General features: G+C 64.6%; 24 protein-coding genes, 1 other RNA gene and 1 pseudogene. 11 read left to right on the forward strand and 15 right to left on the reverse strand.

Annotated elements, in window-relative coordinates; all coding sequences use genetic code 11:
• Position 1: 1 nt before the first annotated feature.
• Complete coding sequence (locus tag QFZ91_RS07350; protein ID WP_429566814.1) at positions 2-1,216, reverse strand: protein-L-isoaspartate(D-aspartate) O-methyltransferase; 1,215 nt, start codon at positions 1,214-1,216, stop codon at positions 2-4.
• Positions 1,213-1,971 carry a 5'/3'-nucleotidase SurE gene (gene surE, locus QFZ91_RS07355; RefSeq protein ID WP_013089351.1) on the reverse strand — a complete coding sequence of 253 codons (759 nt, stop codon included), beginning with the start codon at positions 1,969-1,971 and terminating at the stop codon, positions 1,213-1,215. The genes QFZ91_RS07350 and surE overlap by 4 nt, the downstream gene beginning before the upstream one ends.
• Positions 1,972-2,196: 225 nt before the next feature.
• On the opposite strand from surE, the gene QFZ91_RS07360 reads away from it, so the two are divergent.
• Complete coding sequence (locus tag QFZ91_RS07360; protein WP_368612134.1) at positions 2,197-3,171, forward strand: NADPH:quinone oxidoreductase family protein; 975 nt, start codon at positions 2,197-2,199, stop codon at positions 3,169-3,171.
• 78 nt (positions 3,172-3,249) lie between these two features.
• On the opposite strand, the gene QFZ91_RS07365 is transcribed toward QFZ91_RS07360, so the two are convergent.
• The 8 genes from QFZ91_RS07365 to ffs form a co-directional block, all read right to left on the reverse strand.
• Positions 3,250-4,074 (reverse strand): ABC transporter permease, encoded by an 825-nt coding sequence (locus QFZ91_RS07365; protein ID WP_176108650.1) that lies wholly within the window; start codon positions 4,072-4,074, stop codon positions 3,250-3,252.
• A gap of 70 nt (positions 4,075-4,144) precedes the next feature.
• Positions 4,145-4,957 carry an ABC transporter ATP-binding protein gene (locus QFZ91_RS07370; RefSeq protein ID WP_429566815.1) on the reverse strand — a complete coding sequence of 271 codons (813 nt, stop codon included), beginning with the start codon at positions 4,955-4,957 and terminating at the stop codon, positions 4,145-4,147.
• Positions 4,958-5,032: 75 nt separating this feature from the next.
• Positions 5,033-6,070, reverse strand: coding sequence for an ABC transporter substrate-binding protein (locus QFZ91_RS07375; protein WP_429566816.1), 1,038 nt, complete (start codon positions 6,068-6,070; stop codon positions 5,033-5,035).
• A 157-nt stretch (positions 6,071-6,227) separates the two neighbouring features.
• Complete coding sequence (locus QFZ91_RS07380) at positions 6,228-7,469, reverse strand: CaiB/BaiF CoA transferase family protein (protein ID WP_429566817.1); 1,242 nt, start codon at positions 7,467-7,469, stop codon at positions 6,228-6,230.
• Positions 7,470-7,623: 154 nt separating this feature from the next.
• Positions 7,624-8,220: a recombination mediator RecR gene (gene recR / locus QFZ91_RS07385; protein ID WP_018418135.1), complete on the reverse strand. Its 597-nt coding sequence runs from the start codon at positions 8,218-8,220 to the stop codon at positions 7,624-7,626.
• A gap of 144 nt (positions 8,221-8,364) precedes the next feature.
• Entirely contained in the window at positions 8,365-8,691 is a 327-nt protein-coding gene (locus QFZ91_RS07390; protein WP_008923976.1) for a YbaB/EbfC family nucleoid-associated protein, read from the reverse strand.
• A 73-nt stretch (positions 8,692-8,764) separates the two neighbouring features.
• Positions 8,765-11,260 (reverse strand): DNA polymerase III subunit gamma/tau, encoded by a 2,496-nt coding sequence (locus QFZ91_RS07395; protein ID WP_429566818.1) that lies wholly within the window; start codon positions 11,258-11,260, stop codon positions 8,765-8,767.
• 182 nt (positions 11,261-11,442) lie between these two features.
• Positions 11,443-11,541: signal recognition particle sRNA small type (gene ffs, locus QFZ91_RS07400), an RNA gene on the reverse strand.
• Between the two features lie 509 nt (positions 11,542-12,050).
• Between ffs and trxA the strand changes: the two genes are divergently transcribed.
• The 7 genes and pseudogenes from trxA to QFZ91_RS07435 all read left to right on the forward strand — a co-directional run bounded on the left by trxA (position 12,051) and on the right by QFZ91_RS07435 (position 19,173).
• Entirely contained in the window at positions 12,051-12,377 is a 327-nt protein-coding gene (trxA, locus tag QFZ91_RS07405; protein WP_013089343.1) for a thioredoxin TrxA, read from the forward strand.
• A gap of 283 nt (positions 12,378-12,660) precedes the next feature.
• Positions 12,661-13,929: a transcription termination factor Rho gene (rho, locus tag QFZ91_RS07410; protein WP_008921615.1), complete on the forward strand. Its 1,269-nt coding sequence runs from the start codon at positions 12,661-12,663 to the stop codon at positions 13,927-13,929.
• Positions 13,930-14,080: 151 nt separating this feature from the next.
• Positions 14,081-14,438: pseudogene (locus QFZ91_RS07415) on the forward strand (MFS transporter); the annotation flags it as partial.
• 14 nt (positions 14,439-14,452) lie between these two features.
• Positions 14,453-15,286 (forward strand): zinc-dependent peptidase, encoded by an 834-nt coding sequence (locus QFZ91_RS07420; RefSeq protein ID WP_429566819.1) that lies wholly within the window; start codon positions 14,453-14,455, stop codon positions 15,284-15,286.
• A 178-nt stretch (positions 15,287-15,464) separates the two neighbouring features.
• On the forward strand, positions 15,465-15,728 hold the full coding sequence (locus tag QFZ91_RS07425; protein ID WP_012400355.1) for a type B 50S ribosomal protein L31: 264 nt from the start codon (positions 15,465-15,467) through the stop codon (positions 15,726-15,728).
• A 305-nt stretch (positions 15,729-16,033) separates the two neighbouring features.
• Positions 16,034-17,791, forward strand: coding sequence for an ArnT family glycosyltransferase (locus QFZ91_RS07430; protein ID WP_176377868.1), 1,758 nt, complete (start codon positions 16,034-16,036; stop codon positions 17,789-17,791).
• 2 nt (positions 17,792-17,793) lie between these two features.
• Positions 17,794-19,173, forward strand: a complete 1,380-nt coding sequence (locus QFZ91_RS07435; RefSeq protein WP_429566820.1) for an MATE family efflux transporter — start codon at positions 17,794-17,796, stop codon at positions 19,171-19,173.
• 125 nt (positions 19,174-19,298) lie between these two features.
• Here QFZ91_RS07435 and QFZ91_RS07440 read toward each other — a convergent pair whose 3' ends face one another.
• Positions 19,299-19,709 carry a carboxymuconolactone decarboxylase family protein gene (locus QFZ91_RS07440; protein ID WP_176108658.1) on the reverse strand — a complete coding sequence of 137 codons (411 nt, stop codon included), beginning with the start codon at positions 19,707-19,709 and terminating at the stop codon, positions 19,299-19,301.
• Positions 19,628-20,155: a MerR family transcriptional regulator gene (locus tag QFZ91_RS07445; RefSeq protein WP_176119896.1), complete on the reverse strand. Its 528-nt coding sequence runs from the start codon at positions 20,153-20,155 to the stop codon at positions 19,628-19,630. The genes QFZ91_RS07440 and QFZ91_RS07445 overlap by 82 nt, the downstream gene beginning before the upstream one ends.
• A 311-nt stretch (positions 20,156-20,466) precedes the next feature.
• Here QFZ91_RS07445 and QFZ91_RS07450 point away from each other — a divergent pair, with 311 nt between their 5' ends.
• Together QFZ91_RS07450 and QFZ91_RS07455 are read left to right on the forward strand one after the other, a co-directional pair.
• Positions 20,467-21,039, forward strand: a complete 573-nt coding sequence (locus tag QFZ91_RS07450; RefSeq protein ID WP_429566821.1) for a ComEA family DNA-binding protein — start codon at positions 20,467-20,469, stop codon at positions 21,037-21,039.
• A gap of 19 nt (positions 21,040-21,058) precedes the next feature.
• A complete protein-coding gene (locus tag QFZ91_RS07455) occupies positions 21,059-21,574 on the forward strand; it encodes a YidB family protein (RefSeq protein ID WP_429566822.1) in 516 nt (171 codons plus the stop codon).
• 184 nt (positions 21,575-21,758) lie between these two features.
• Here the strand turns inward: QFZ91_RS07455 and clpB are convergent, their stop codons facing one another.
• Positions 21,759-24,356, reverse strand: a complete 2,598-nt coding sequence (gene clpB / locus QFZ91_RS07460) for an ATP-dependent chaperone ClpB (protein WP_176108662.1) — start codon at positions 24,354-24,356, stop codon at positions 21,759-21,761.
• A gap of 170 nt (positions 24,357-24,526) precedes the next feature.
• Positions 24,527-25,057, reverse strand: a complete 531-nt coding sequence (locus QFZ91_RS07465) for an Rrf2 family transcriptional regulator (protein WP_429566823.1) — start codon at positions 25,055-25,057, stop codon at positions 24,527-24,529.
• A gap of 254 nt (positions 25,058-25,311) precedes the next feature.
• On the opposite strand from QFZ91_RS07465, the gene QFZ91_RS07470 reads away from it, so the two are divergent.
• Complete coding sequence (locus QFZ91_RS07470) at positions 25,312-25,860, forward strand: group III truncated hemoglobin (RefSeq protein ID WP_429566824.1); 549 nt, start codon at positions 25,312-25,314, stop codon at positions 25,858-25,860.
• A 74-nt stretch (positions 25,861-25,934) separates the two neighbouring features.
• On the opposite strand, the gene QFZ91_RS07475 is transcribed toward QFZ91_RS07470, so the two are convergent.
• Positions 25,935-26,411: a molybdenum cofactor biosynthesis protein MoaE gene (locus tag QFZ91_RS07475; RefSeq protein WP_176377874.1), complete on the reverse strand. Its 477-nt coding sequence runs from the start codon at positions 26,409-26,411 to the stop codon at positions 25,935-25,937.
• Positions 26,412-26,421: the final 10 nt, after the last annotated feature.

Below are 26,421 nucleotides of genomic sequence, written 5' to 3' on the forward strand. Positions count from 1 at the left end.
GTCAAATCACTCCGGATTTTAAGGGTACAAAGAAAACGCGATCAAGCCGCGACTCGCGCCATTGCGCGGGCCCGAGGCGCTCGACCAGCGTCAGCACCTGACTCTGTCCTTCCTGAGAGCCGACCGGCGCAACCAGACGTCCGCCGATCGCAAGCTGCTCGAGCAGCGCCTGTGGAACGTCGAGCCCGGCAGCCGCGATCACGATCGCGTCGAACGGCGCAGCCGACGGCAAACCGAGCCGCCCGTCGCCGTAATGCAGCCGGATATTCGGAATGCGCAGCGGACGCAGATTCGTCTTCGCGCGCTCGGACAGCGGCTTGATGCGTTCAATCGAATAAACCTCGCGCGCGACCTGGCTCAGCACCGCTGCCTGATAGCCGCAACCGGTGCCGATCTCGAGCACCGTGTTCAGCGCGCGCCCGGCCGCCGCGAGTTCGATCATCCGCGCGACCACGGACGGCTTCGAGATGGTCTGGTGATGACCGATCGGCAGCGCGGCATCTTCGTACGCCTGGGCGGCAAGACCCGGATCGACGAACATGTGGCGCGGCACCGCCGCCATCGCGTTCAGCACACGCTGGTCGCTGACGCCATTGGCTCGCAGGCGTTCGACCATCCGTTCGCGAACCCGTTCCGAGGTCAGCGCGAGGGCGTTGTTCATCGCGCTGCTGCTTGCGCCGCCGAATGCGCCGCTCATCGCACCGGCTAGCGCGCCGTTCGACGCGGGTTTCGCGCCTTGCTGCGGTTGCGGCTGAAGTGGTGGTGTCGGACGTGCGCTGTGTGCAGACGCACGCGTCGAGGTTTTGCCTGGCTTGACCGACGACTTCGGTGCTTGCTTGACAGGCTGACCCGCCAATGCGCTGGACAACGAGTTCGCCGCTGTCTTTGCGACTGGCGCGGCCTGCGGCTTCGGCGGCATCGCCCCGGTGGTTCCGGTTGGCGTGCCCAACGTAGCGATCTGCGTCTTCGCCTGGGGGATCACCTGGGGTCGCGTCGCCGGCGTTGACGTTGCTTGAGCAGCAGCGGAGGTCCTCGCTTGCGCTCGTGCGGCCGCGCCGCCCTGCGTCGGTTTCGCCGACTGCTGCCGCGCATTCAACGCCGCGCTCGCCGCGAGCGCCGCCGCGCGCATCTCGCCCGGACGTCCGTCGGGCCGGCGCGGTTCGCGCACCAGGTCCTCGAGACCTAGCGGAAAGCGCTTCGCGCGCTCGCCAGTCATGAACTGCCGCTCCCGGCGCGTAGCCAGTCGCGCGCCGCGGGCAGCATTTGCGTGTAGGTCAGATCGAGCTGCAGCGGCGTGATCGACACGGCGCCGTTCGCGACCGCGTGGAAGTCCGTGCCTTCGCTCGCGTCGCGCGCCTGGCCCGAGGCGCCGATCCAGTAGATCGGTTCGCCGCGCGGATTGGTTTGGCGGATCACCGGCTGCGACGGATGACGTTTGCCGAGTCGGGTGATCTCCCAGCCGCGGAGTTGGTCATACGGCAGGTTAGGAATATTGACGTTCAGCAGCGGATGTCCCGGCAACGGCCGCTCGAGATAATGCGCGACGATTTCGGCGGCAACGCGCGCCGCGTCTTCGAGATGCACCCAGTCTTTGTCGACCAGCGAAAACGCGATGGCCGGCACGCCGAACATGATGCCTTCGGTGGCGGCCGCGACGGTGCCGGAATACAGCGTGTCGTCGCCCATGTTCTGGCCGTTGTTGATACCCGACACGACGAGGTCCGGTGTATGGTCGAGCATGCCGGTCAGTGCGATGTGCACCGAGTCAGTCGGTGTGCCGTTCACGTAGTAGAAGCCATTCGCCGAGCGCAGGACCGAGAGCGGCCGCCACAGCGTCAGGGAATTCGACGCGGCGCTGCAGTTCTGTTCGGGAGCCATCACGGTGACGTCGGCGATCGGCTTCAGCGCTTCGTAAAGCGCGGCGAGGCCCGGCGCCAGATAACCGTCGTCGTTGCTGAGTAGGATTCGCATGCGCCGATTGTAACCGAGGAAAGATGGCACGCGAACGACATGGTCGGCGTCTCTGCACGGCGTGCACGAGCGTCGTGCGAGCCGGGTTTATTCAGGTGCGCGGAGGCTTGTGCCGAACGCAAGGATGCTGCTTTGAGTCGCAATCCGCAGCGCAATGAATCGTACGGTCGTGCGCTTTGCTTTACACTCGAAACCGTTGCGAACCCTGAACGATATGGAGCCACGATGCGCGCGATTCGCTGCAAGCAGTACGGGCCGCCCGAGAGCCTGGTCGTCGATAACCTGCCGGATCTCGAACCGCCGCCAGGCCACGTCGTGATCGACGTGAAGTCCGCAGCCGTCAATTTTCCCGACGTGCTGATCATCGAGAACAAATACCAGTTCAAACCGCCGCTGCCGTTCACGCCGGGCTCGGAAGCCGCGGGCATCGTGCGCGCGGTGGGCGAAGGCGTCACGCAGTTCAGGCCCGGTTCGCGCGTGGCCGCGTTCACCGGCTCCGGCGGTTTCGCCGAACAGGCGCTCGCACCCGCCGCAGCCTGCGTGCCGCTCGACGACGATGTGTCGTTCGAACTCGCGGCCGCGTTCACGCTCGCGTATGGCACCTCGCATCACGCGGTGGTCGATCGCGGCGCGCTGCAGCCTGGCGAGACGATGCTCGTGCTCGGCGCGGCCGGCGGCGTCGGGCTGGCTGCGGTCGAAATCGGCAAGGCGCTCGGCGCGCGCGTGATCGCGGCGGCATCGAGCGACGAAAAGCTCGCGACCTGCGTCGAACACGGCGCGGACGCGACGATCAACTACAGCAGCGAGGATCTGCGCGAGCGCATCAAGGCACTCACCGACGGCAAAGGCCCGGACGTGATCTACGACCCGGTCGGTGGCGTGTATGCGGAGCCGGCGTTTCGCAGCATCGGCTGGAGGGGGCGTTATCTGGTGGTCGGCTTTGCCAACGGCGAGATCCCGAAGCTGCCGCTGAACCTGATGTTGCTCAAGGGCGCGAGCGTAGTCGGCGTGTTCTGGGGCGATTTCGCGAGGCGTGAGCCGCAGCGCAACCGCGCGGCATTCGAGCAGATGACCGGCTGGATTCGCGAAGGCAAGCTCAAGCCCTATGTGTCCGCCCGCTATTCGCTCGACGACACCGGCCGCGCGTTGCGCGACATGGCCGAGCGTCGCGTGATCGGCAAGGTGGTCATCACGCCGTAGCGCAAGCAATCAGGCAGCATGAAAAACGGCGCGGCGCCCGAAGGCGATTTCGGACGCCGCGCCGCTTGCGATCCACACTCACAGCTTCTCGGTATCTCCGGTGCGCGGCTGCCACTTCATCAGACGCCGCTCCGCGATCCCGACGATCGCGTCGAGAATCAGCGCGAACGCGGTGAGCACCAGAATGCCCGCGAACACGGTGTTGATATCGAAGGTGCCTTCGGCCTGCAGGATCAGATAGCCGACGCCGCGCGCCGAGCCCAGATACTCGCCCACCACCGAGCCGACGAACGCCAGCCCCACCGACGTATGCAGGCTCGAAAACACCCAGCTCATCGCGCTCGGCAGATACACGAAGCGCAGCAGCTGTTTGCGGTTCGCGCCGAGCATGCGCGCGTTTGCGAGCACGACCGGGCTCACTTCCTTCACGCCCTGGTAGACGTTGAAGAACACGATGAAGAACACCAGCGTGACGCCGAGCGCGACCTTCGACCAGATGCCGAGGCCGAACCACACGCCGAAGATCGGCGCGAGAATCACGCGCGGCATCGAGTTCGCGGCCTTAACGTACGGATCGAACAACGCGCTCGCGGTCGGCGCGAGCGCGAGCCACAGGCCGACGCCGAGCCCGATCGCGGTGCCGAACACGAACGCGAGCACGGTCTCGACGAGCGTGATCCACAGGTGCAGATAAATCTCGCCGCTCGTGAACCACTCCCAGATCCGCTGCAGCACTTTCTGCGGCTCGCCGAAGAAGAACGCCGCCTTGTTCGGATCGTCGAAATAGAACGGCGGCACCAGCGTCGGGCTCGTCAGCACGTACCACAGCACGAAGCACAGCACGAGCAGCAGCCACTGCCAGATCACCAGATTCGCCCGGTTTGGGCGCAACGTCTTCCACATGACTTTGATTGCCTCGGACGATTGTTGAATGCGTGTTCTCTTTTAATGCGCATGCAGGTATGCGCGGCACTTAGACAGCAGTCAGTTGCTGCTGATACCCCTTGAGCACTTCATCGCGCAGCACGCCCCAGATCTGCGCATGCAATTCGACGAAGCGCGGATGCGAACGGATTTCGGCGACATCGCGCGGCCGTGGCAGATCGATCCGGAACTCGCCGATCGGATGCGTGGCGGGGCCGGCCGACAGCACGACCACGCGATCCGACATCGCGATCGCTTCGTCGAGATCGTGCGTGATGAACAGCACCGCCTTGCGCTTCGCGGCCCAGAGGTCGAGCAGTTCGTTTTCCATCAGCTGCCGAGTTTGAATGTCCAGCGCGGAAAACGGCTCGTCCATCAGGATGATGTCGGGATCGAGGATCAGCGTTTGCGCCATCGCGACGCGCTTGCGCATGCCGCCCGACAGCTGATGCGGATAGCGGTCGCCGAAGCCGCCGAGTCCGACGCGCTTCAACCACTCTTCGGCCTTCGCGCGCGCGTCTGCGGCCGACATGCCGCGAAACGACAGGCCGGCCATCACGTTGTCGAGCGCCGAGCGCCACGGCATCAGCGCATCGGCCTGAAACATGTAGCCCGCGCGGCGATTCAGGCCATCGAGCTCTTCGCCGAACACGCTGACCGCGCCCGTCGATGGCTGCAGCAGCCCCGCGCCGATGTTCAGCAGCGTGGACTTGCCGCAGCCAGTCGGCCCGACCACCGACACGAACTCGCCCGGCTCGATACGCAGCGTCGTGTCTTTGACCGCTGTGTAGCGCTGCGCGCGGTTGTCGCGCGCGGCGAACGTGCAGGTGATGTTTTCGAGCGCCAGGGCAGCAACGGTCATCGTACGGCTCGCTTCAGGGATCGGGTTTGCGGGGAGATGTCGCGGCGACGCTGGAGACCGCGCGCGCCGCGTCGTTTATGCCTTGACGGTCGTCAGCGCCTTCTTCACGAAGTCGTTGGTCCACGTCTTCGTCAGATCGATCTGCGCGTTCTGGATCATCGGATCGAACGCTTTCAGCGTCTTCAGCGACGTCGCGGGGCCGTCGGCGGGCATCAGGCCGTCGGGCGACATCGCTTCGCGCACGTGCTGCCACGCGTCGAGATAGAGTGCGCGGTCGCCGAGCAGATAGCTCTCCGGCACCGTATGGATCAGTTCGCTGCCGCTCGCGTTCTGCAGCCACTTGAGCGCGCGCACCATCGCATTGGTCAGCGCCTGCGTGGTGTTCGGGTTCTTCGTGATGAACGACTGCGACGCGTACAGGCAGCCCGCCGGCATGTCGCCGCCGAACACGGTGTGCGTGTCGGCGAGCGTGCGCGTATCGGATACGACGCGCACTTCGCCGGCGCGCTCGAGGCGCGTGACGACCGGATCGAGATTGGCGATCGCGTCGATCTGGCCGGACTGCAGCGCGGCGATTGCACCGGCACCCGCGCCCACGCCGATGAACGCGACGTCTTTCGGACTGAGCCCGGCTTTCGCGAGCACGAAGCTCGCCATGATCGACGTCGACGAACCCGGCGCGGTCACACCGATCTTCTTGCCCTTCAGATCGGCGATCGACTTGAAGTTCGGCATCGTCTTCTTCGACACCGCGAGCACGATCTGCGGCGCGCGGCCTTGTAGCACGAACTCACGGAACATCTGCTTTTGCGCCTGTAACAGCAGCGTGTGTTCGAACGCGCCGGAGACCACGTCGGCGCTTCCGCCGACTGCCGCCTTCAGCGCCTGCGAGCCGCCCGCGAAGTCGGAAATCTCGACTTCGAGCCCTTCGTCCTTGAAGTAGTTGCGGCGCTCGGCGATCGTCAGCGGCAGGTAGTAGAACAGGTTCTTGCCGCCGACCGCGATGGCGACCCTGGTGGTCTCGGGTTTGGCCTGAGCGAAAGCGAACGGTGTGGCCGCGAGCGAGGCGCCCGCGAGGGCCGCACCGCCGGCGAGGAAGGTTCTGCGTTGCATGGTCCGTTGTCTCCAGATTTTTTTAGTCCGGCTTTTGACCGCCCGGGTGCGCGTTGCGCACGCGCTTGGGCACGGTGTGGCTTGCCGGTCGCGCGGAGCCGATCGTGCGTCAGCGCCGCGCTTTAAGCGCTCTTCTCAATGCGTTGCACCGTGCGCATCAGACGATCTGTTGCGCCCGCAACCGCGCGATGCCGTCAGCATCATAACCCAGTGATTGAAGGACTTCATCGGTATGTTCACCCAGTTCCGGCCCTAGCCAGCGCGTCTCGCCGGGCGTCGCCGACAGCTTCGGCGTGACCGTAGGCAGCGTGATTTCCTTGCCGTCCTGCCACTTGAAACGCTGGATCATCTGCCGCGCGATGAACTGCGGATCGGTGAACATATCGGCGACGCTGTAGATGCGGCCCACCGGTACATCCGCCGCGTTCAGCACCGCGAGCGCTTCGTCGATCGTGCGCGTGGACAGCCACGCGGCGATCGCGGCGTCGATTTCCTGGGTGCGCGGCACGCGGCCGTCGTTATGCGCGAGCGCCGGATCGTTCGCGAGATCGTCGCGTTCGATCGCAATCATCAGCCGCTTGAAGATCGGATCGCTATTGCCGCCGATCACGATGCTGCCGTCGCTGCACGGATAAGTATTGGACGGCACGATGCCCGGCAGCGACGCGCCGGTACGCTCGCGCACCATCCCGTAGACGCCGTATTCGGGCACCACGCTTTCCATCATGTTGAAGACGGCCTCGTACAGCGCGACGTCGACGACCTGCCCCCTGCCGCCGTTCACCTGCTTGTGATGCAGCGCCATGAGCGCGCCGATCACGCCGTGCAGCGCGGCGATCGAATCGCCGATCGAAATGCCGATGCGCGGCGGCGGCAGATTCGGATAGCCGGTGATATGGCGCAGACCGCCCATCGATTCGGCGATCGCACCGAAGCCGGGCCGGTCGCGATACGGACCCGTCTGGCCGTAGCCCGACAGACGCACCATTACCAGACCGGGGTTCTCGGCGCACAGCACGTCATAGCCAAGCCCGAGTTTTTCGAGCAGCCCCGGCCGGAAATTCTCGACGACGATATCGGCCTCTTTCGCGAGCCGCCGCACGATCTCTTTGCCCTCTTCGGCTTTCAGGTTGATCGTGACGGACTTCTTGTTGCGCGCCTGCACGGCCCACCACAGCGACGTACCGCCCACGTCCGGATACAGCTTGCGCCATTTGCGCAGCGGGTCGCCGCCTTTGGGGTCTTCGATCTTGATGACGTCGGCGCCGAATTCGCCGAGAAAACGCGCAGCGAACGGCCCAGCGATCAGCGTGCCGAGTTCCAGCACCTTGACGCCGGCGAGCGGACCGCGTGCGTCATGCGGTGCGGTGCTCGCGCCTGAATCGGGGGTGGCGCTCATGAGTCTCCTTTGTCGGCCAGAGTTGGTGCACAGTGCTCACTCTGGTCCCCTGCAAGTGGGTTGCATGGTTTTGTATCGCCATGCGCACGGTCCGCACGGCTGGCGACGACGCGTGTCTTCACGGGTACCACGCCGGCCAACGCAAGCCGCATGGCTACATCGAACGACGGTCGAGCATCGCGCGCGCGATGGTGCCCGCGTCGACATATTCGAGCTCGCCGCCCACCGGCACGCCGCGCGCGAGACGCGTGACGGCAAGGCCGCGCGCCTTCAGTGTCTGTCCGAGGTAATGCGCGGTGGCCTCGCCTTCGTTGGTGAAATTGGTGGCCAGCACGACTTCCTTGACGACGCCATCCGACGCGCGCTTCACGAGCCGGTCGAAATGGATCTCCTTCGGGCCGATGCCGTCGAGCGGACTCAACCGCCCCATCAGCACGAAATAGAGGCCGCGATAGGTCATCGTCTGTTCGAGCATGATCTGGTCGGCCGGCGTTTCGACGACGCACAGCAGCGACGGATCGCGCTCCTCATCGAGGCAGACCTCGCAGATCTGCGCTTCGGTAAACGTGTTGCACTTTTCGCAGTGACGCAGATGCTCGGTCGCGAACAACAGCGAGCGGCCGAGCTTTTCGGCGCCTTCGCGATCGTGCTGCATCAGGTGATACGCCATGCGTTGCGCGGACTTCGGCCCGACACCGGGCAGCGCGCGCAGCGCTTCGACGAGCGCCGACAGGGCGGAAGGTTGTTTCATGCGGATCGGCGTCGACGTGGGTGGTGCTCGGGTGGGCGAATCGGGATGCAGGGCGGTGCTCGGGGACCGGGGCGCGCTTTCGCACCGCGGCAATGAACCGCCGCGGCGCTCACCCGCTTCGGCCTGCTCTCAATTAGAGCAGGTTTAGAACGGCAGCTTGAAGCCCGGCGGCAGCGGCAGGCCGGCGGTCATGCCACCCATCTTTTCCTGCGCGGTCGCCTCGGCCTTGCGCACGGCGTCGTTGAACGCGGCGGCGACGAGATCTTCCAGCATGTCCTTGTCGTCCGCGAGCAGGCTCGGGTCGATCGACACGCGGCGCACGTCGTTCTTGCAGGTCATCGTCACCTTGACGAGACCGGCACCCGACTGCCCCTCGACTTCGATCTGCGCGAGTTGCTCCTGCATCTTCTTCATGTTTTCCTGCATCTGCTGGGCTTGTTTCATCAGCCCGGCGAGTTGGCCTTTCATCATGGACGTGCTCCTTCTAGATAGCGTGAAATCTGGCATTCCGGCGCCGCGCTGCGACGACGCCGCGAACGATGAATCAGTGGGCCGGCGCCGCGCCGTTCGGAGCGGCGTCCGGGGTAATCGGGCGGATCGAGCCCGGCACGATGCTCGCGCCGAATTCGCGAATCAGCGACTGCACGAACGGATCGGCGCTGATTTCGCGCTCGGCCTCCTGCTGGCGCTGCGCGCGCAGCTTCGCGTCGTGCGCTGCAGCGGTACGGCGCGCCGGGCCGACTTCGACCTGCACGTCGACGTTCTGGCCGAGCCGCTCGACGAGCGCTGCTTTCAGTTTAGCGACCTGCGACGCTTCCGCGTATTGCGGCACCGGCACGTTGAGCTTCAGCGTGCTGCCTTCAAGCGCCATCAGTTCGCTGTTGAACGCAAGCTGATACGAAATGCCCTTCAGCGGCAGATCGACCGCGAGCGCGGGCCAGTCGCCGGTGAAACCGAGCGGATCGAGCGGCACCGCGGGCGGCAGCGGGCGTGTGTCGACGACCGGCGCCGGTGCGGCGGCCTGCGCGGCCGGGCCGCCCATGCGGACGTCGTCGGGGCCGTGGTCGAACACCGGCACGAAGTTGTCGTCTGGCGGAATGAAGTACGCGTCGTCCGCGGCCGACAGCGGCATGTAGTCGTCCGGCTGCATGTCGTCCCAAGGTGGGCTCGACGGGCTGGTCTGTTGCGCGTTGCCGCTTGCGCCGGTGTGGGCGTCTCGGATGGGCGCAGCCTGCGCGGCGCTGTCTTGCGACGCGCGGCGTGGCGCACCGGAGGTCGGCACCGGCACGACCACGCGCGGCGCGGCGGGTTTCGGGGCGACCGGCGCGGCCGGCTTCGCGGCCGCGGGCGTGTTGGGGCGGCCACGGTCGGACGATACTTTCATGCCGGCGTTGCGCAGCACGTCGAGCGCGGCGCTCGCGCCGCCCGCGCGACGCGGCGCGGAGTCGGCCGAGGCCGCCGGTGCCGGCGTTGAAGCGGGTGCAGTCAACTCCTGGCGCGCTTCCGGCTCCGGTGCCGTGGCCTCTTCCGCGCGGGCCAGCGCGCTCGGCGCGGACGCAGGTGCGAGGTCAGAAGCCTGGTTGGAGACCGGCGCAGTCGAACCGGCGATCGCGGCGCCATCATTCGGGGGCGAGTCTTCCCAAGGTGCCAGCGGGCGTGCCGACATAGCCGGTGCGTCTGTCACGCGCGCTGCTTCAGCTTGCGCGGTGTCGGCTGCGGGCTTCGCGATCGGCTTTGCAACCGGCGCGGTCGATTTCATCGCATCGCCCGGTTCCTCGCCGGCGACGCCCACCTGAGGTCCGCGAGTCGACGCAGCGGCTGCCATGGCCGTCGCGGACGAAGGCGACAGCGCGCGCAGCGCGGCAACCGTCGGTGCACCAGAACGCTTCGCACCGGCGCCGGCCGCACCGGTCTGCGCGCCAGCGGCTCCCGCCGCCCCACCTCCGCCGCCTGTCGGCGCCGGCTCGAACGCGAGCATGCGCAGCAGCGTCATCGTGAAGCCCGCGTATTCGTCGGGCGCGAGGCCCAGCTCGCTTCGGCCGATCGTCGCGATCTGATAAAACAGTTGCACCTGCTCGGCGCTCAATGTGTCGGCGAAGCGACGCAAGTCGGCCGCCTCCGGCCATTCGTCGAGCACCGACGAAGGCGCGAACTGCGCCCACGCGATCCGGTGCAGCAGGCTCGCCAGATCCTGCAGCGCCGTCGAAAACGACAGGCTGCGCAAGGCCATTTCATCGGCGACCGCGAGCACCGCCGCGCCGTCGCCCTGCGCGAGCGCGTCGAGCAGGCGGATCAGATAGCTTTGGTCGAGCGCGCCGAGCATGCCGCGCACCGCGTCTTCGCTGACCTGGTTCGCCGAATAGGCGATCGCCTGATCGGTCAGCGATAGCGCGTCGCGCATCGAACCGTCGGCCGCGCGCGCGAGCAGGCGCAACGCCTGCGCCTCGTGAGGCACGTTCTCTTCGCCGAGAATGCGTTCGAGATGCGACACGATATGGCCGGCCGGCATCTGCTTCAGATTGAACTGCAGGCAGCGCGACAGCACGGTGACAGGAATCTTCTGCGGGTCGGTGGTCGCGAGGATGAACTTGACGTGCGGCGGCGGCTCTTCGAGCGTCTTCAGCATCGCGTTGAACGCGTGGTTCGTCAGCATGTGCACTTCGTCGATCATGTAGACCTTGAAGCGCGCATCGACGGGCGCATACACCGCGCGCTCGAGCAGCGCGGCCATTTCATCGACGCCGCGATTGCTCGCCGCGTCCATCTCGACGTAATCGACGAAGCGCCCTTCATCGATCTCGCGACACGCACGGCACACGCCGCACGGCGTCGACGTCACGCCGGTCTCGCAATTGAGTGCCTTCGCGAAGATGCGCGACAGCGTGGTCTTGCCGACGCCGCGCGTACCTGTAAACAAATAGGCATGGTGCAGACGGCCGCCGTCGAGCGCATGGGTGAGCGCGCGCACCACGTGCTCCTGTCCGACGAGCGAAGCGAAATCCTTCGGCCGCCATTTGCGTGCGAGAACTTGATAGGTCATCCGGAAATTGTATCAGTAACAATGGCGCGCAAAACCGATTCGGCAAGACGCGCGAACGCGCGACACGGCCACGACGATGATCAGTCGGAACACGGCGAACGATCAATATTGAAGCGGGGAATACTATGAGGACAGCCTGCGGAGAATCCGTGAGAACGGCCGCGGAGAAAGAAGCAAAGGAAGGTGACGAGCCCGACCCTCGGCACTGGTGGAAAACGGCTGTGGCTGCTTCGTTCCCGACCTGACCAGGTTGACCATCCCTCCATGCGAGGAGGCCCGTCACGAAAGATTCTATCATTGCCGCGCGCATTGTGCGACTGTTGATATGCGCAAAACGCGAACGACGCTCCGCTTCGAACCGCTTCATACTGTTAACGTCCGCTTGCTGCACGCCGCCCGACGTCATCCCAGCCGCCGCGACGACACCCGCCACGCAAGGCACTTGAGTTCGCCGCGCCCGCCACCATTTAGATTGCAACGCGGTATCCGTGAGCCGCAGACACCGGCCGACGCCGCGGCGGCGACCTATTAGCCCCACTGACCTAATGAGTACTATCGCCATCGGCAACGCATAGCGAATTAAGCTACACTGCCAGTTGAAAGACCCGCATACCCGACTCTTTCCGCGTATTCCGTGAAAATCCGGCATTTTTTCAGACGGTTTTTCTGATTTTCACAGGCACGCGCGGCGAGTCTCCGGATGCGGCAAAGCGAACGGAAATTTTCCCGATTTTTGACGTATCGTGGCGAGCAATTCAGGCGGGCCTCGAACCGACAGAGGTATTCATAAATGAGCGAACAAATTAAGCATATTAGCGACGCATCGTTCGAACAGGACGTCGTGAAATCCGATAAACCCGTGCTGCTCGATTTCTGGGCCGAATGGTGCGGTCCCTGCAAGATGATCGCGCCGATCCTCGACGAAGTCGCGAAGGACTACGCCGATCGTCTGCAAGTCGCGAAGATCAATGTCGACGAGCATCAGTCCACGCCGGTCAAGTTCGGCGTGCGCGGCATCCCCACGCTGATCCTGTTCAAGAATGGCGCCGTCGCCGCTCAGAAGGTCGGCGCTCTGTCGAAGTCGCAACTCACCGCGTTCCTCGACGGCAACCTGTAAACATACAGAAGCACGTCGCGGCGCTCGCGGGTTGATCGCGCGCCGCGAGCAGTCGAGAATCGGGCGCATCGGTGGATGCAAACCACTGCGCCCGCCGGTCAAGCGTGTTGTCAACCGGCAACACGCTTTACGACAAAGATGCCACTCCGCCGCACTGGCGGAAATTGGCGTGTGCTATGCTAGAATCCAGAAAACGTCGAAAAGACGTGTAAGTCTTTGAGCGGTTCCGCTCACCCTCCTCCCAGATTTCATTTCGTCGCACCTTCTCCTGCGGGTTCTCCGTATGCATTTATCCGAGCTTAAGACTCTGCACGTGTCCCAATTGATCGAGATGGCCAATGGCCTCGAGATCGAAAGCGCGAACCGCCTGCGCAAGCAGGAATTGATGTTCGCCATTCTAAAAAAACGAGCCAAAGCGGGCGACACGATCTTCGGCGACGGCACCCTCGAAGTGCTGCCGGACGGTTTCGGCTTCTTGCGTTCGCCGGAAACCTCCTACCTCGCCAGCACGGATGATATCTACATCAGCCCGTCGCAAATCCGCCGCTTCAATCTGCATACGGGCGACACGATCGAAGGCGAAGTGCGCACGCCGAAAGACGGCGAGCGCTATTTCGCGCTAGTGAAGGTCGACAAGGTCAACGGCCAGCCGCCGGAGGCCTCGAAGCATAAGATCATGTTCGAAAACCTGACGCCGCTGCACCCGAACAAGGTGCTGCTGCTCGAACGTGAAATGCGTGGCGAAGAGAACGTTACGGGCCGCATCATCGACATGATCGCGCCGATCGGCAAGGGCCAGCGCGGCCTGCTCGTCGCCTCGCCGAAGTCGGGCAAAACGGTGATGCTTCAGCACATCGCGCACGCAATCAAACAGAACCATCCCGACGTCGTGCTGTTCGTGCTGCTGATCGACGAGCGCCCGGAAGAAGTGACGGAAATGCAGCGTTCGGTGGCGGGCGAAGTGATCGCCTCCACGTTCGACGAACCCGCCGCGCGTCACGTGCAGGTCGCCGAAATGGTGATCGAGAAGGCCAAGCGCCTCGTCGAAATGAAGAACGACGTCGTGATTCTGCTCGACTCGATCACCCGTCTCGCGCGCGCTTACAACACGGTGGTACCGGCCTCCGGCAAGGTGCTCACGGGTGGTGTCGACGCGAACGCGCTGCAGCGTCCCAAGCGCTTCTTCGGCGCGGCGCGCAACATCGAGGAAGGCGGATCGCTGACCATCATCGGCACGGCGCTGATCGAAACCGGCAGCCGCATGGACGACGTGATCTACGAAGAGTTCAAGGGCACCGGCAACATGGAAGTGCACCTCGAGCGCCGTCTCGCCGAGAAGCGCGTCTACCCGTCGATCAACCTGAACAAGTCGGGCACGCGCCGCGAAGAGTTGCTGATCAAGCCCGAAGTGCTGCAGAAGATCTGGGTGCTGCGCAAGTTCATTCACGACATGGACGAAGTCGAGTCGATGGAATTCCTGCTCGACAAGATCCGCCAGACGAAGAGCAACTCCGAGTTCTTCGACATGATGCGTCGTGGTGGCGGCAGCTAACGCGCGACGTTCGTGCTGGCCGTAGCGGCCGGCAACTGCACAGCATGAAAAACCGCTCGCAGATTGCGAGCGGTTTTTTTTCGCCAGCTATATCGCGGGTGGCGTCAATGCACCGCCGGATGCGCTCGCGTGGGCGTCGAGCGCCTATGCGCTCGTGTTGCTGTTCATCGCGCAGCTGGTCGCGAATCTGACTTTCCGCATCTTCGCGATCGAAGAGTTCACGTACGGCTACCGGTTGAAAAACATCGTGCGGCAGTTGACCATCTCCTTCGCGACCGCCTCGGCGATCATCATCGAACAGCACCGGCTTGCGCTGCATCAAAGTCGCCTCGCGGAGACCGTGAATCCGTACAATTCGGTCTATCAGAACACGCTCGCGAATCGCGACGATCAGCCGGTCGGTCGCGCAGCAGGCCAATTTCCTCGCGTCGCTCGACGGCTTCCATTTTCTGATCGGCGTCACGATATGCGGCGGCCTGTTCGCCGCGTGGCAAAAACAGATCGACTGAAGGTGGGCTCAAGCATGCTATCGAAACTCACGAACTGGCTGGGCACACGGCGTCGCGAGCGCGCGCTGCGCGATTACGCGATCGACGATTCCTTATGGCAGGCAACGCTCGCCGGCCTGCCCTTTCTCACACATCTGGAAGCCCCCGATCTCGCGCGGCTACGCGAGCTGACGAGTCTCTTCCTCGCGCAGAAGGAATTCTCGACCGCGCACGAGCTCGAACTGACCGATGCGATGACGGTCGGCATCGCCGCTCAGGCGTGCCTGCCGGTGCTGAACCTGAGCCTCGATCTGTATCGCGGCTGGGTTGGCGTAATCGTCTATCCGGGCGAGTTCGTGATCCGCAAGACCGTCGAGGACGAAGACGGCGTCGTGCACGAGATCGAACACGACGCCAGTGGGGAGGCGTGGGAAGGCGGCCCTGTGGTGCTGTCGTGGGAAGACGCGCAGATGACCGACGGCAGCGACGCATACAACGTCGTGATCCACGAGTTCGCGCACAAGATCGACATGCTGAACGGCGAAGCGGATGGCCACCCGCCGCTGATGCGCCGCTGGCACGCGCCGCTCGATGCGCAGGCATGGGCCGACGTGTTCGACTACGCATACGATCATTTCTGCGCGAAAGTCGACGCTGTGCCCGAGCGACGTTGGACGCGTTTCGAACGCGAGTCGCTGATCGATCCGTATGCGGCGGACCATCCGTCGGAATTCTTCGCCGTGTGCAGCGAGGCGCTGTTCGTGAAGCCACAAGCGTTCGAGGCGGAGTATCCGGAACTGTACCGGCTGCTCGCGCGCTACTACCGGCAAGACCCAGCGCGCGTCGGATTGACGTTCACGCCGGTTTGAGACGCTGCGAACGGGCGCCGCTTGCGCCGCAATAGAATCTGGTGGCAGAAAAATCGCCAAGCAACTGATTTTCTGGCATAATCGCGGTTTTTCGACCGTAGGCAAGTGGCTCGCGCCTGAAGGCAGTCTAATTTAAGGCTGCACGCGGGTTGGCTACCGCCAGATTAAAGGAAAGACCATGAAAGAAGGCATTCACCCGGATTACCGCGAAGTCCTGTTCATCGATATGTCGAACGACTTCAAGTTCGTGACGCGCTCGACCATCCAGACGCGCGAAACCGCGGAATTCAACGGCAAGACCTACCCGCTCGCAAAGATCGAAGTGTCGTCGGAATCGCACCCGTTCTACACCGGCCAGCAAAAGATCATGGACACGGCCGGCCGCGTCGAGAAGTTCAACAAGAAGTTCGGCGCCCGCGCTTCCGGCAAGGCAGCAAAGTAATACCGCGACGGTCCCGGCTTCCGGCCGGCGACGGAGCAAACAGAAAGGGCAGCGCGAGCTGCCCTTTTTTGTCGCCTGCGCGTGGGCGGCCGCTGGGTCGCATACCCGCGATGGCATAACCCGGAACCAGCACACCGCGCTTTCACGACACCTGTTACAGGTTGTCCATCGACGTTGCCGGGCGTTACCGGCCGTGACGTGCATCGCACCGCACGACTACAATGCCGGATGCTCGAAACGGGCCCTCCCGCCCTGACTTGCCGGACCGCTCCGGCTGCATCGTTTATCCAGACTCCACACACCGCATGAGACCTGTCGTCCGCCTCACCGCCTCTGCGACCAGTGCGTTGCCGCGCTGGCTGCTGCTGGCCATCTGTATCCTCTACGCCTCGTTCGGCCTGTTCGGCCGCGATCCGTGGAAGAACGAGGACGCAGCCGGCTTCGGCGTCATGTGGACGATGGCGAATGGCGGCGCGCACGACTGGCTGCTGCCTAACCTCGTCGGCAAATATCTGACCGAGGACGGTCCGCTCGGCTACTGGCTCGGAGCGAGCGCGATCCGCGTCCTCGCACCGTGGGTCGACTCGAGCAACGCGTCGCGCGTGTTCACCGGCCTGCTGTTCTGCGCGGGCTGCGCGTTCGTCTGGTACGCGGCGTATCTGCTCGGCCGGCGCGCCGAAGTGCAGCCGTTCAAATACGCGTTTGGCGGCGAGCCCGAACCGCGCGACTATGGCCGCACGCTCGCCGATGGCGCACTGCTCATCCTGCTCGCGTGCTTCGGCCTCGCCGAGCGCGGCCACGAAACCACGCCGCAGCTCGTCCAGTTCGTCTGCATCGCGATGCTCGTCTACGGCCTCGTGCGCATGATCGACAAGCCGATCCAGGGCGCGCTGATCTGGGGCCTAGCGATCGGCCTCGTCACGCTCGCGAGCAGCCCGGTGCTGGTCGGCGCGCTGCTGCTCGGCACGCTCGCGATGACGCTGATCGTGCGCGAAACGCGTTCGCGCTGGCTGCTGCTCGCGGGTCTGCCCGTCGCGCTGGTGCTCGCGGTATCGTGGCCGATCATCGCGCTTGCCGCATTCCCCGACGACGCCGTCTGGTATCTGAACCAGTGGCTGCATGTGAGCCTGAGTTCGTTCGCGGGCCCACCCGGCTCGGTCGCCGCCTATGCGCTGAAAAACCTGCCGCTCTTCACATGGCCCGCCTGGCCGCTCGCGCTGTGGTCGTGGTTCAGTTGGAAGGGCTTGCGGCGCGCGCCGCATGTGGCGATTCCGCTGTCGGTGATCGGGCCGCTGTTCGTGCTCGTGGTGCTGCAAAGCCATCAATCGAATCGACTCTACATGCTGCTGCTGCCGCCGCTCGCGGTGCTCGCCACTTTCGCGCTGCCGACGCTCAAGCGCGGCGCGATCAACGCGATCGACTGGTTCGCGCTGCTGAGCTTCACGATCCTCGGCAGCTTCGTGTGGGCGGTGTATGTGGCGAGTCTGACCGGTTTTCCGCACCCGCTTGCGCGCAATCTCGCGCGGCTCGCGCCCGGCTTCGTGCCGCAGTTCAAGATTCTGTCGTTTATCTGCGCGATCGCGGTGACCGTCTGCTGGTTCCTGCTGGTGCGCTGGCGTCTCGCGCGTCATCCGAAGGTGTTGTGGCGCAGCGTGGTGCTGTCGAGCGCCGGCACGACGCTGATGTGGGTGCTGCTGATGACGCTGTGGCTGCCGGTGGTCAACTACAGCCGGACTTATCGCGACGTCGCGCAGCAGATCGCCAACCACTTGCCCGATGACTACACCTGCATCTCGCCGGTGCGCCTCGGCAATGCGCAGATCGCGACGTTCGCGTATTTCGGCGACATGCACTTCTCGTTCGACCAGGACTGCGACGTGATCCTGCGTCAGGACTCGCAGGACTACGGCGACCCGAGCGCGCTGCCCGACTACATCTGGAAGCTCGTGTGGGAAGGCCGCCGCGCGGCCGACCGCGACGAGCGCTTCCGCCTGTACGTGCGCATCGACCGTCCGAAGCCGCCGCCCGGCAAGCACCGCAACTGGCACAAAAAGCCCGACTGACCATGTTCGCCGACGTACGGAAAATCGCCGCGCTCGCGTGGCCCGTATTGATCGGCCAACTGGCCATCATCGCGTTCGGCGTGATCGATACGGCGATGGTCGGGCGCTACTCGGCCGTCGATCTGGCTGCCCTCGGTCTCGGCTCGTCGATCTACGTCTCGGTCTATATCGGCCTGACCGGTATCCTGACCGCGCTGCAGCCGATCGCCGCGCAACTGTACGGCGCGCGCCGCTACGGCGAGATCGGCGAAGAGGTGCGCCAGTCATGGTGGCTCGCCGCCGCGCTGACCGTGATCGGCTTTCTGATCCTGTTCTTCCCCGGGCCGCTGTTGTCGTTGTCGCACGTGCCCGACGCGCTGCACGAGCGCACGCTCGCGTATCTGCGGATTCTCGCGTTCGGGCTGCCCGCCGGCCTCGCGTTCCGGGTCTATAGTTCCGTTGCCAACGCGCTCGGCAAACCGCGGCTCGTGATGTTCCTCCAGATCGCCGCGCTGCTGCTGAAAATTCCGCTCAATACCTGGTTCATTTTCGGCGGCCTCGGCGTGCCGGCGCTGGGCGGTCCGGGCTGCGCGCTCGCGAGCACGCTGCTCAACTGGGCGCTCGCGGCGCTTGGCATGCTGCTGCTCGCGCGCGTCGACGATTTCAAGGCGCTCGGTATCTTCACGCAATTCTGCTGGCCGGTCTGGAAGCGCCAGGCCGCACAACTGCGGCTCGGTATTCCGATGGGATTGTCGTATCTGATCGAGGTCACGTCGTACACGTTCATGGCGCTCTTCATCGCGCGCTTCGGCACGACGACGCTCGCCGGGCATCAGATCGCCGGCAATCTCGGCGCGGTGCTGTATATGACGCCGCTGTCGATCGGCATCGCATCGTCGACGCTGGTCGCGCAGGCGCTCGGCGCGCATCGGCCGCAAGCGGCGCGCACGCTGTCGCGTCACGGCATCGCGATGGCGGTCGCGCTCGCGTGCTGCTATGGCGCGCTCGTGCTGGTGCTGCGGCCGTATATCGTCGACGGCTATACGACGAACGCGCAGGTCGCGGCGAAGGCGTTGCCACTGGTGCTGATCGTCGCCTGCTACCACCTGTTCGACGCTTTGCAGATCACGACCGCGTTCGTGCTGCGCGCCTACAAGGTCGCGGTCGTGCCGACCGTCATCTATGCGGTCGCGCTGTGGGGTGTCGGGCTCGGCGGCGGCTATGCGCTCGGCTTCGATACGACCGGCCTCACGCCGTCCTGGCTCACCGGCGCGCGCGGTTTCTGGGTCGCGAATACCGCCAGTCTCGCGATTGCCGGGGCCGGCTTGCTCGTTTATTGGCGGATCGTGAGCCAGCGCTATTTGCGCAAGACCGCTGCAGTCCGGGTTGATTCGGCTGTATGAGGCGATGGGGGCTCAGGAAGGCCTCGAATCGAACTGATGGGACCGTTAGTTGCACCCCGAAACCGGGGGGTGAGACTCTAGCTGTCCTGCATCCGCCATCCCTCTCCCCGTGCAGATCAGCCCTCTCACGCCGCGCACGCGGCCTCCCCCTCGCGATCCCTCGCCTCGAATATTTCGCGCGCCGCGAACAACGCATTGAGCGCGGCCGGAAAACCCGCATAGAGCGCCATCTGCATGAACACCTCGACGATCTGCTCGCGCGTGCAGCCGACGTTCAGCGCCGCCTCGATATGCACTTTCAACTGCGGCTGCGCACAGCCGAGGGTCGCGAGCGACGCGATCGTCGCAATCTCACGCGTGCGCAGATCGAGCTGCGGCCGGCTGTAGATGTCGCCGAAGCCGAATTCGATCAGCAGGCGCCCGAATTCCGGCGCGATCGGTGCAAGCGCGGCGATTACCTGCTCGCCCGCCGAACCGTCGATTTCCCTGAGCTTGTCCCATCCGCGCGTGTAGCGGTCGTTGTCTGCGTAGTCCATTGCAAGTCCTCATTGGCGTGTGAGGACGACGAGGCTTCGTCGTCCTGTCGTGCCGGATCGGGCTCAAGCGCGCCGCTCGTGGCTGCCTCGTAGTACGCGATCTTGTCGTCGATCGCGCCGAGGTTGCTCTGCAGTTCGGCGATCCGCGCGAGCAGCGCGGTGCGATGCGCGACCAGCAGGTCGCGGCGCTCGCGCATCGTCGGATGGCCTTGCGCGCGCAGCGCGGCGATCTGCTGCATGCCGGAAATCGACATGCCCGTCGTCTTCAGACGCATCACGAAGCGTAACCAGTCGAGATCGGCTGGCGAGTACAGCCGGTGCCCCGCCTGCGTGCGCCCGACCGGCCGGATCAGGCCGGCCTGCTCGTAATAGCGCAGCGTGTGCGTGGATACGCCGATCGTTTCGGCGACCTGACCGATGGTGAGCGCGGTTGAGTGTTTCGACATGACAGACTCAGGTTAGGACTTCGAGTGCACTCTAAGTCAAGCGTCGGACGGTGTCATCCGCCGGCGTTACCCATTCTTTATCGCAAGCGCTTTATCGCGACCGGTATCGACCGATAAATTCACCGGAATTGCATGCGGCTAAAAGTTTTAAAGATTGTGTGGCCGGATTTACTTGTCATCGATCGATCGGTATAAATCGACCGCTATCTCAAATCGGGTCTGCGATTTGTTCTATGCTTAAACGCAGCGCCCGCTGACAGGATAGGTCGTCCGTTCCCGGCTAACTTTTTGCCCTCAATGGAGTGCTTGCCATGCTGAAGAAGCTTTTCATGCTTTGCGTCGCTGTGGCTTTGTCGCTATCGGCCGGATTTGCCGCGGCCGTGGAAGTGAATACCGCCGATCAGGCCGCGCTCGAATCGGTCAAGGGCATCGGCCCCGTGCATGCGAAAGCGATCCTCGACGAACGCGCCAAAAACGGCCCGTTCAAGAATGCCGACGATCTCGCCGCGCGCGTGAAGGGCCTCGGCCAGAAATCGGTCGAGAACCTCGAAGCGGCCGGACTGACGATCAACGGCTCGTCGGCGCCGCCGACCGGCGCGAAGACGTCGGCCAGGTCGGCCACGAAGACGACGCCGGCGGCTCCCGCGGCAACCACCGCCGCCGCGCCCGCTGCCACGACGGCAGCGCCGGCCGCGGCTGCTCCCGCGTCGGCCGCGAAGCCGTCGAAGTCGAAGAAGAAGGCCGCTGCATCTGAAGCGGCAGCCGCTGCGGCGCCGGCCGCCGCGGCAGCTAGCGCACCGGCCGAAGCATCCGGCACCAAGGCTTCGAAGAAGAAAGCGAAGAAGAGCAAGGCGGCATCCGCCGCGGCTGCGTCCGGCGCTTGAGCCGGCGGGGCTGCCGCCCTTGCGTTTCACCGCGACGCGCAGCCGCGCGTCGTCGTCACCCGCCCGGCCGTCATGCACGCGCCGGCATTCAAGAGAGACCGTCATGAGCCTACTCGACACCATCGGTTCCCTGCTTGGCAAATCGCCAGAAGGCGGCGGCCAGCAAGCGCTGATCGCAGCCGCGCTCGAATTCGTCAACAACCAGCCTGGTGGCCTGAACGGCCTGATCCAGCGCTTCCAGGAAAAGGGCCTCGGCGACGTCGTGTCGTCGTGGGTCGGCAACGGCGAAAACCAGCCGATCGCGCCCGACGCGCTGCATAACGTACTCGGCTCCGAGGCCGTGAGCGGCCTCGCCGCCAAGGCCGGCGTCCAGCCGGATCAGGTGACGGGTCTGCTGTCGCAGATCCTGCCGCACGTCGTCAACGCGGCCACGCCGGAAGGCGAAGTGCCGGCCGATGGCAAGCTGAACGCGACCACGGTGCTCGGCGCGCTCGGCGGCCTGTCGGCGCTGCTCGGCAACAAAGGCAACGCTTGAGCACGCAGTGCGCGATGCGCTGAGGGCGGCGCAGGCTGCCGGTCGAGGTCGACGCCCGGTTTGAAAACGGCGGGCAAAAAAAACCGGCAACGAAGTCGCCTTCTTGCCGGTTTCTTAACGTTGACGGGAACGACTCGACTACCGCCGTCCCGTCCCGTCCCGTCGCGTCATCCAGCCATCGCGCTCAGTGCACGACGCGTTCGAACCGCAGTTCACCGTCGTCCACTTCGACCGGAATGACATCCTTCGGACCGAACTTGCCGGCCAGAATCAGCTTCGCGATCGGGTTCTCGATCTCCTGCTGGATCGCGCGCTTCAGCGGCCGCGCACCGAACAGCGGGTCGTAGCCGACCTTGCCGATGTGCTCGAGCGCCGCGTCCGATACCACCAGCTGCATGTCGAGCTTCGCGAGCCGCTCGTGCAGACGCTGCAACTGGATCCGCGCGATCGACTGGATGTTCGAGCGATCGAGCGCATGGAACACCACGACGTCGTCGATCCGGTTCAGGAACTCGGGCCGGAAGTGCAGCTTCACCTCTTCCCACACCGCGTCCTTCACCGCTTCCTGCGGCTCGCCGACCATCGCCTGGATCACCTGCGAGCCGAGGTTCGAGGTCATCACGATCACCGTGTTCTTGAAGTCGACGGTGCGGCCCTGGCCATCGGTCATTCGGCCATCGTCGAGCACCTGCAGCAGCACGTTGAACACGTCCGGATGCGCCTTCTCGATTTCGTCGAGCAGGATCACGCTATACGGCTTGCGGCGCACGGCCTCGGTCAGATAGCCGCCCTCCTCGTAGCCGACGTATCCCGGCGGCGCGCCGATCAGACGCGCGACGCTGTGCTTCTCCATGAACTCGCTCATGTCGATACGGATCAGGTGATCTTCCGAATCGAACAGGAACGACGCCAACGCCTTGCAAAGCTCGGTCTTGCCGACGCCGGTCGGCCCCAGGAACAGGAACGAGCCGTACGGGCGGTTCGGGTCCGCCAGACCCGCCCGCGAGCGGCGGATCGCATCGGCGACCGCGCTGATCGCCTCGTCCTGGCCGACCACGCGCTCATGCAGCTTCGACTCGATCTGCAGCAGCTTTTCGCGCTCGCCTTGCATCATGCGCGACACCGGAATACCGGTGGCCCGCGACACCACTTCGGCGATCTCTTCCGCGCCGACCTGCGTGCGCAACAGACGCGGACGCTTCGGACTGTTCTGCTCCTCGGCTTCGGCGCGCGTGACTTCCTTCAACTGCGCTTCGAGCCCCGGCAGCTTGCCGTACTGAAGTTCGGCGACCTTCTCGAGCTTGCCCTCGCGCTGCAGACGCACGATTTCCGCGCGCGTCTTCTCGATCTCTTCCTTCAACTGCGCGCTGCCCTGCACCGCTGCTTTTTCGGCGGTCCAGATTTCTTCGAGGTCCGAATATTCACGGTTCAGGCGTTCGATTTCCTCTTCGATCAGTTGCAGACGCTTCTGCGACGCTTCGTCCTTCTCCTTCTTCACCGCTTCGCGTTCGATCTTCAGCTGGATCAGACGACGGTCGAGCCGGTCCATCTCCTCCGGCTTCGAGTCGATTTCCATCTTGATCTTCGACGCGGCTTCGTCGATCAGGTCGATCGCCTTGTCCGGCAGGAAGCGGTCCGTGATGTAGCGATGCGACAGCTCCGCCGCCGCGACGATCGCCGGGTCGGTGATGTCGACGCCGTGGTGCAGCTCATAGCGCTCCTGAAGACCGCGCAGGATCGCGATGGTCGCCTCGACCGACGGTTCGTCGACCAGCACCTTCTGGAAACGGCGCTCGAGCGCGGCATCCTTCTCGATGTACTTGCGGTATTCATCGAGCGTGGTCGCGCCGACGCAATGCAGTTCGCCGCGCGAGAGCGCCGGCTTCAGCATGTTGCCCGCGTCCATCGCGCCCTCGGCCTTGCCGGCACCGACCATCGTGTGAATCTCGTCGATGAAGACGATGGTTTGGCCTTCGTCCTTCGCGATGTCGTTGAGCACGGCCTTCAGGCGCTCTTCGAACTCGCCGCGATATTTCGCGCCCGCGAGCAGCGCGGCCATGTCGAGCGACAGCACGCGCTTGTTCTTCAGCGTTTCCGGCACTTCGCCGTTGACGATGCGCTGCGCGAGTCCTTCGACGATCGCGGTCTTGCCAACGCCCGGCTCGCCGATCAGCACCGGGTTGTTCTTGGTGCGGCGCTGCAGGATCTGGATGGAACGGCGGATTTCGTCGTCGCGGCCGATCACCGGATCGAGCTTGCCGGCGCGGGCGCGCTCGGTCAGGTCGATCGTGTATTTCTTCAGCGCTTCGCGCTGGCTTTCGGCGTCCTGGCTATGCACCTGCGAGCCGCCGCGCACCGCGGCGATCGCGGTTTCGAGCGCCTTGCGCGACAAGCCGTGCTCGCGCGCGAGACGGCCCACGTCGCCCTTGTCGTCGGCGACCGCGAGCAGGAACATTTCGCTCGCAATGAACGTGTCGTTGAGCTTCTGCGCTTCCTTGTCGGCCTGGTTCAACAGACCGGTCAGTTCACGGCCGATCTGCACGTTGCCGTCAGTGCCTTGCACCTGGGGCAGCCGCGTGATCGCGTCGTTCAGTGCGGTCTGTAGAGGTTGTACATGCACGCCGGCGCGCGATAGCAGCGAGCGAGCGGAGCCGTCCTGCTGCGCGACGAGTGCCGCCAGCACGTGAACGGGTTCGATGTACTGATTGTCGTGGCCAACCGCCAGACTCTGGGCGTCCGCGAGTGCTTCCTGGAATTTAGTGGTGAGTTTGTCGATTCTCATCAAGAGACCTCCAATTTCGATTACCACCAAAATGAGGCGATTTATTAGGGTTTCAAGCGCTTTTTTGGCCTCGGTCGCAACTATTTAACATTTGAGCGCAAGAACTGCCGCGATCCTTCCCCGGTGAGGCGGCCGGACGGGTTTGCGCACCCTGGAGCCGCCCCGATGTGCTAGCTCTTGTGGCCCAACGTCGCCGAACTGCCGCCACGCGTGCCATCCGATGCCACCGGAATCGGCAGCGGCACCCGCTGAACGTTGGGTCCCAACCCGAGCAATGCCGCGAGCGGACTTTTCGGTTGCGCGACTTCGCCAATCGAAAAGCGATCGAGTTCGGCGAGAAAAGCGAGGTTCGCCGCCTGCAGCGCGCCGCGCAGCCGGCAGTGCGGCGTGATGACGCAAGGCCGCTGTTGGCCTTGCCGGTCCGGCAGACAGCCGACCAGCGCAAAGTCGCTTTCCGTGACCCGCACCACGTCGCCGACGGTCAGCGACAGCGATTGTGCGGCGAGCCGCAACCCGCCGTTGCGGCCGCGCACGGTTTCGACCCAGCCCAGTTCGCCCAGTTGCTGCACGACCTTCATCAGATGGTTCTTCGAGATGCCGTAAGCTTCCGAAATGTCCTGAATCGTCGATAATCCGTCGCCCCGCACCGCGAGGTACAGCAGCACGCGCAGCGCGTAATCCGTATAGTCGGTAAGTCTCATAGGTCCCGATATAGCTTTGAAAAGCTGCGAGCACCCGCATTGAACGTGCCCGATAACCGCGTCGACGCAAAGGGTTGCGGTCGACCTGCGCCGCGCCCTAACATCATTGGCTGGCGGCGTCGTTCCTCGAATCGCGTTGCAAAACTGTGTTGGATAGCAATAGTAGCTTTTTCCGCATCAACCGTTCGTTAGAAAAACGGGGGGTTCGAAGTTCAGTCACCCACCATCGGCAAACGTATTTTTCTGGAATCCGCATGAATCCGTCTTTCCCCGCCGCGCCACCGGTCGAGCGCGCGGCCGAACCCACCGAGGCCAATATCCGCGAGCTCGTCTACGGCTTTTACGATCGTGTGCGCGCCGATCCGCTGCTCGGTCCGGTCTTCGACGCGAAGCTCGAGGGCCGCTGGGACGACCATCTGCCGAAGATGTGCACGTTCTGGAACAGCCTCGTGCTCGGCGCGAAGCAGTATCGCGGCAACGTGCAGCAGGTGCATCAGCCGCTCGAAGGCATCGAGCCGCAGCACTTCAGCCGCTGGCTGTACCTGTTCCTGGATACGGTCGAATCGCGCTATCAACCGGCCGCGGCGGTCCGTTTCATGGAGCCGGCGTTACGGATTGCGCAGAGCCTGCAGCTGAGCCGTTACGGCTGGGATTACAAGATTCCGGCGGAGCAGCAGGCGCTGCTCGACCGGGTGGCGCCGAAGCGTCGGCCCCGCGATGCCGACGACGATAGCGAGCAGCCGTCGCGGCCGGCTGGGGAGCCGTTTCCGGTGCCGATCATCGGACGCTCACGGGACCAGTGAACGTCGGTCGGCGCCGACCCGCCTGACACAAACGCGCCGCGTGCGCCACCGCAGCGCCGTGGCCCGCGGTTCGGCTACTCCGCCGTCTGGTTTCCCGATGCGATGCCCCAGCGCGCGAGCGCGGCATCGTCGGTCACGCGCGCGTCGACCCAGCGCTCGCCCGCGTCGGTTTTCTCTTTCTTCCAGAACGGCGCTTCGGTCTTCAGATAGTCCATCACGAATTCGCACGACGCAAACGCGTCGCCGCGATGCGCGGCCGTCGTCACCACGAGCACGATCTGATCGAGCGGATACAGCTTGCCGACACGATGCACGATCAGCACCTCGATGCCCGGCCAGCGTTCGCGCGCACGCTCGACAATCGCCTCGAGCGACTTCTCCGTCATGCCCGGATAGTGTTCGAGCTCCATCGTCTCGACCGCGCTGCCCTCGTTCAGGTCGCGCACGGTGCCGACGAAGCACGCGACCGCGCCGATCCTCGGATTGCGCGCGCGCAGCGCGGCCACCTCGGCGCTGAGGTCGAAGTCTTCGGTCTGGACGCGAACGGGCATGGCTGACTCC

Source organism: Paraburkholderia sp. JPY419 (assembly GCF_050435705.1).
GTDB lineage: Bacteria > Pseudomonadota > Gammaproteobacteria > Burkholderiales > Burkholderiaceae > Paraburkholderia > Paraburkholderia youngii.